6 protein-coding genes are annotated in these 5,983 nt (G+C 67.4%); all 6 read left to right on the top strand.

Annotation, left to right across the window (positions count from 1 at the left end; genetic code table 11):
- The first annotated feature begins 123 nt into the window (after positions 1–123).
- On the top strand, positions 124–1,428 hold the full coding sequence (locus VDP82_RS12605; RefSeq protein WP_323015196.1) for a 3-phosphoshikimate 1-carboxyvinyltransferase: 1,305 nt from the start codon (positions 124–126) through the stop codon (positions 1,426–1,428).
- On the top strand, positions 1,425–2,069 hold the full coding sequence (locus tag VDP82_RS12600) for a (d)CMP kinase (protein WP_323015195.1): 645 nt from the start codon (positions 1,425–1,427) through the stop codon (positions 2,067–2,069). The genes VDP82_RS12605 and VDP82_RS12600 overlap by 4 nt, the downstream gene beginning before the upstream one ends.
- A gap of 168 nt (positions 2,070–2,237) precedes the next feature.
- Positions 2,238–3,941: a 30S ribosomal protein S1 gene (gene rpsA, locus VDP82_RS12595; protein ID WP_323015194.1), complete on the top strand. Its 1,704-nt coding sequence runs from the start codon at positions 2,238–2,240 to the stop codon at positions 3,939–3,941.
- 233 nt (positions 3,942–4,174) lie between these two features.
- Entirely contained in the window at positions 4,175–4,693 is a 519-nt protein-coding gene (locus VDP82_RS12590; protein WP_323015193.1) for a GNAT family N-acetyltransferase, read from the top strand.
- 26 nt (positions 4,694–4,719) lie between these two features.
- Positions 4,720–5,676, top strand: coding sequence for a signal peptide peptidase SppA (gene sppA / locus VDP82_RS12585; RefSeq protein WP_323015192.1), 957 nt, complete (start codon positions 4,720–4,722; stop codon positions 5,674–5,676).
- Between the two features lie 35 nt (positions 5,677–5,711).
- On the top strand, positions 5,712–5,983 hold a 272-nt coding region (locus VDP82_RS12580), incomplete at its 3' end, for an integration host factor subunit beta (protein WP_323015191.1).

The raw sequence follows: 5,983 nt of genomic DNA, 5'->3' as shown, positions 1-5,983 counted from the left end.
GTTATGGGCAAACCCTGCCCCTGTCAAACCGAAAATGTGGGGAACCGCGCGGCCGGGCCGGCGGGGTGTGGTCTTGGCGCGCCGCCCCATGCTAAAGCCGATGCGCAAAATGCCAGAGCGTCCATGATCCAGACCGCCCATCCTTCCCCCCTGCCGCTGGCCAGCCGCGGCGCCGATGCGCTGAGCGGAAGCCTCGCCGCGCCGGGCGACGCCACGCTGGCGCAGACCGCGCTGATGCTGGCCGGGCTGGCCGTGGGCCGCAGCACGCTTTGCGGCCTCACCCCGACCCCCGAGCTTGTCGCCAGCGCCGAGGCCCTGCGCCAGCTGGGCGTGGCGGTGGCCATGGACGGGCGGGACTGGCATGTCGATGGGCTCGGGCCGCTGGGCCTGCTGGAGCCGCAGGCGGCCCTGGTGCCGGGCAGCGCCGAGGCCGCCACGCTGCTGCTGGGGCTGTTGGCGCCCTATCCCTTCACCACGCGCCTCGCCGGGCCGGCGGCCCGGCTTGCCCCGGCCCTGGGCGAAGCGCTGGCGCCCATCGGGCAGGTCAGAAGCGAGGTGGACGGGCTGAGCCTGCGCGGCTCGCCCCTGCCCCTGCCACTACAGGGGACGCTGGAAGGCCCCGATGCGCCGCTCAAGACCGCGCTGCTGCTGGCGGCGGCCCAGACGCGCGGAACCTCCACCCTTGTCGAGCCCGCCCCCAGCCAGGATCACGCCGAAAAGCTGCTGGCCGCCTTCGGGGCGCGGCTGAGCGTGACCGAGGACGAGGCCGGCGGCAGCACGCTGGCGCTGGCCGGGCTGAGCGAACTGCGCCCCCAGCACATCGCCATTCCCGGCGACCCGGCGCTGGCCGCCTATCTGGCGCTGGCGGCGCTGATCGTGCCGGGCTCGGACATCACCATCGAGAACGTGCTCATCAATCCGCTGCGCACCGGGCTCATCGATACGCTGCTGGAAATGGGCGGCGACATCCACTTCGTCAATCAGCGCCTTGTGGGCAGCGAGCATGTCGCCGACCTGCGCGTGCGCTCCTCGCGCATGAAGGGCGTGACGCTCTCGGATGCGCACAGCGCCGCCATCGCCGGGGATATCGCGCTGGTGGCCGTGGCCGCCGCCTGCGCCGAGGGCGAAACCAGCATTGCCGGCGGCACCCCCGCCCTGGCGGCGGTGCTCTCGGCCCAGAAAATCGACGCCAAAAGCCAGGACGGCCGGCTGACCATCACCGGCACCGGCAAGCTGGAGGGCGGCGGCAAGCCGGTTTCCAGCGCCGATCCGCGCCTCGCCATGAGCCTGCTGCTGCTGGGCCTGGTCAGCCGCAAGAAGGTGGCGCTGGAGGATGCGGCCAGCATCGAGGCGCTGTTTCCCGGCTTTGTCGACATGCTCCGCGGCGCCGGGGCCCGCATCGAATCCCCGAAGGGACGCCAGCCATGATCATCGCCGTCGACGGACCCGCCGCCTCGGGCAAGGGCACGCTGGCCTCCGGGCTGGCCCGGCATTATGGCCTGCCCTATCTCGATACCGGCCTGCTCTACCGCGCCGTGGGGCTGGCGGCGGCCGGCGCGGCCGAGGGGCCGGCCCATGAGGCCGCGGCCATCGCGGCGGCCCGGGCACTCGACGCCAGCCATCTGAGCGACATCGAGGCCCTGACCAGCGCCGAGGCCGGGGTCCAGGCCAGCAAGGTGGCGGTGATCGGACCGGTGCGCGCGGCGCTGTTCGACTACCAGCGCGCCTTCGCCACCCAAAAGGGCGGCGCCGTGCTCGACGGGCGCGACATCGGCACCCGCATCGCCCCCGACGCCGATGTGAAGCTGTTCATCCAGGCCGACAGCAAGGCGCGCATGGAGCGCCGCGCCCGGCAGCTGGAAAATCGCGGCGTGGTGGTTGACCGCTACGCCCTCTATCACCAGATAGAAGAGCGGGATGCCCGCGACATGCTCAATCCCCATGGCGGCTTTTATAAAGCGGACGACGCGCACTTGCTCGACACGACGCTTCTCGATATAGAGGCCGCACTCCGCGCAGCCATCGCGATCGTCGATGGGACCATGGCGCGCAAGGCAGGACCGGCCTAGCCGGTTCAAATCCACCCTTGCGCGGTTCGGCCCCGACCATCATCAGGCGCTGGCCCGGATCTTACCGCAATCAGATTTTCGATCGGGCGCTCGCGCGCCGGCATTTCCATTCGGGAAGTGGCGGGCTCCGGTCTTCACCCTCAACCCCCGGTGCATCGGAGATATGATTTGGCACAGCAGACTGTGACGAAAGAAGATTTCGAAGCCCTCCTGATGGACAGCTTCGTCGACAACGAGCCCTTGGAAGGCACCGTCGTCAAGGGCACCGTGGTCGCCATCGAAAAGGATCTGGCGATCATCGATGTCGGCCTCAAGACCGAAGGCCGCATCGCGCTCAAGGAATTCGGCCAGGCCGGCCGCGACGGCACCATCACCGTGGGCTCGGAAGTCGAGGTCTATGTCGACCGCGTCGAGAACGCCATGGGCGAGGCTGTCCTCTCCCGCGAGAAGGCCCGCCGCGAAGAGAGCTGGGTCAAGCTCGAAGAGATGTACAACGCCAATGAGCGCGTTGAAGGCACCATCTTCAACCAGGTCAAGGGCGGCTTCACCGTCGACCTGGAAGGCGCCATCGCCTTCCTGCCGCGCAGCCAGGTGGATATCCGCCCGATCCGCGACATCGCCCCGCTGATGAACGTGCCGCAGCCCTTCCAGATCCTGAAGATGGACAAGCGCCGCGGCAATATCGTGGTGTCGCGTCGTGCGATCCTGGAAGAATCGCGCGCCGAACAGCGCTCGGAAATCGTCCAGCAGCTCGAAGAGGGCCAGGTTGTCGACGGCGTGGTCAAGAACATCACCGATTACGGTGCGTTCGTCGATCTCGGCGGCATTGACGGCCTGCTGCACGTCACCGATATCGCCTGGCGCCGGGTCAACCACCCCTCCGAAGTGCTCACCATCGGCGAGACCATCAAGGTCCAGATCGTGCGCATCAACCACGAGAGCCACCGTATCTCGCTCGGCATGAAGCAGCTTCAGGCCGATCCGTGGGAAGGCATCGAGGCCAAGTATCCGATCGAGGCCAAGTTCACCGGCCGCGTCACCAACATCACCGACTATGGTGCGTTCGTGGAGCTGGAGCCGGGCATCGAAGGCCTGATCCACGTCTCGGAAATGAGCTGGACCAAGAAGAACGTCCACCCCGGCAAGATCGTCTCCACCTCCCAGGAAGTGGAAGTGGTGGTGCTCGAGGTCGATCCGGACAAGCGCCGTATCTCGCTGGGCCTCAAGCAGACCCTGGCCAATCCGTGGGAAAGCTTCGCCGAGAAGTTCCCCGTCGGCTCGGTCATCGAAGGCGAAGTCAAGAACAAGACCGAATTCGGCCTGTTCATCGGGCTGGACGGCGATGTCGACGGCATGGTGCACCTGTCCGACCTCGACTGGCAGAAGTCGGGCGAGATCGCGCTTGAGGACTACAACCGCGGCGATATCGTCTCGGCCAAGGTTCTCGACGTCGATGTCGAAAAGGAACGCATCAGCCTGGGCATCAAGCAGCTCGCCACCGGCGAAGTTGCCGACACCGCCGGCTCCGAAGGCGGCATCCGCAAGGGTTCCGTCGTCACCGGCACCGTCACTGAAGTCAATGACGGAGGCATCGAGGTCCGCATCGCCGACAGCGAGATGACCGCCTTCATCCGTCGCGCCGACCTCAGCCGCGACCGCAACGACCAGCGCCCCGAGCGCTTCTCCAAGGGCGAGAAGGTCGATGCGCGCGTCACCCAGTACGACCGCAAGACCCAGCGCATCCAGCTCTCCATCAAGGCGCTGGAAATCGCCGAGGAAAAGGAAGCCGTCGCCAATTACGGCTCGTCCGATTCGGGCGCGTCGCTCGGCGACATCCTGGGCGCCGCCCTCAAGGGCCGCGACAACAACTAAGCCCAGTCGGGTTTGGAAAACGGAAGGCCCGCGCCAAAAGCGCGGGTCTTTTTGTTTTGCCGTGATGGCAGGGAACCGGCTCATCCGCCCTCCCTCGATCCCTCCCCTCAAGAGCCTGCACCGGAAGCGCGCAAGCGCGCTATCCGGTGGGGAGGAGCGAGGCGTTAGGGAAAAGGTTGACTTCCGACCCCGACGCGATCAGGAAAAGCCAATCTCATTGGCTCGGCTTTCCCATGTTGCTCTGGCGTCCCCTGCTCCCCTCCGACCTGCCCGCGCTCTCCGCCGTAGCGGCCCAGGTGCATCCGGGATTTCCCGAGGACGATGCGGTCTTTGCCGAGCGGCAGCGGCTGTGCCCCGGCGGCACAATGCTGCTGGAAAAGGACGGCGCGCCGGCCGGCTATATGCTCAGCCATCCCTGGCGCTTCGGGCAGCTGCCGGCGCTCAACGCGCTATTGGGAGAAATTCCCCTCGACGCCGACACCTATTATCTGCACGACCTGGCGCTGCTGCCGGCGGCCCGGGGCAGCGGCGCGGCGGGCGTGGCGGTGAAAAAGCTGCTGGACACCGCCCGCGCCGCCGGCTTTGCCCATGTCAGCCTTGTCGCTGTCAACGGCTCGCAACCCTTCTGGACGCGGCATGGCTTTGCCGTGGAGGAGCGGCCGGAACTGGCCGGCAAGCTGGCGAGTTACGAGGCGGCGGCGCGGCTGATGGTGCATCGCTTCGCCCTTGTCAAAGCCGGCGGCGCGGCTTAGGCCAGAGCCAGATCAAGGAGCGCCCGATGCACGAGCCCGCTTCAGACCGTCTCGCCGCCGAAACCTATCGCCGCTCGCGCGGGGCCTGGCGGATTTTTGCCCTTGTTGCCGTCGCCCTGGCCATCCTGGTCGGGCTGGGGCGCTTCGCCTGGCCCGAAGGCGCCGGCGCGCCCTATATCGCGCGCCTCGTGATCGACGGCACCATCGCCACCGACCGGGCCCGGCTGGCGGCGATGGAGGCGCTGGTCAAGGACGAGAGCGTCGCGGCGGTGATCGTCGCCATCAATTCGCCCGGCGGCACCACGGCGGGCGGCGAAGAGCTCTATGAGGCGCTGACCCGGCTGCGCGCCGCCCACCCCACCGTGGCGGTCATCGACGAGCTGGGGGCCTCCGCCGCCTATATGAGCGCCATCGCCACCGACCGCGTGCTGGCGCGGCGCCTGTCCATCGTTGGCTCCATCGGCGTGCTCTACCAGCACGTCAATGCCGGAAAGCTGCTCGACACCATCGGGGTGGGGCTCGACAAGGTGGCCTCCGGGCCGCTCAAGGCCGAGCCGGACATCAACGAGCCGATGGAGGGGCCGGCGCGCGACTCTATCGCGGCGCTGGTCGATGACAGCTTCCAGTGGTTCGTGGACATTGTGGCGGAACGCCGCAACCTCGAACGCGCCGCCGCCCTGCGCCTCGCCGATGGCCGCATCGTCACCGGCCGGGTCGGGGTGCAGAACGGGCTGATCGACGCCATCGGGGGCGAAAGGGAAGCCCTGGACTGGCTGGCCGAAGCCCGCGAAATCGCCCCCGACCTGCCCGTGCGCACCGTCTGGCCGCTACCCTCGGGGGGAATCGATTTCATCGGGACTTTCCTGGGAAGTTTCTTGGGAAGTTTCTTGGGCGAACAGGCGCGCATCGCGCTGGGGATGCCGCAACGGACCATTCCGCTTGACGGGCTGGTTTCGCTTTGGCAGGTTGACGCCCGCTTCTAAGCATAAGGAGTGGACGCCGATATGCGGAGATGTGGATGATCAAGTCGGAACTCGTCGAAAAGCTGGCGGCTGAAAATCCGCACCTTTTTCAGCGCGATGTCGAAAATATCGTCAATGCCATTCTCGACGAAATCGGGGATGCCATGGCGCGCGGCGACCGGGTGGAGCTGCGCGGCTTCGGCGCCTTCTCGGTCAAGAACCGCCCCGCCCGCGTCGGACGCAATCCGCGCACCGGCGAGCAGGTGGATGTGGGTGAAAAATACGTGCCCCAGTTCAAGGCCGGCAAGGAAATCCGCGAGCGGCTCAA

It is taken from the genome of Devosia sp., assembly GCF_034675085.1.
Classification (GTDB): domain Bacteria; phylum Pseudomonadota; class Alphaproteobacteria; order Rhizobiales; family Devosiaceae; genus Devosia.
The sequence above is the reverse complement of the archived record's forward strand: the minus strand, read 5'-3'. Positions and strand labels throughout refer to the sequence as shown.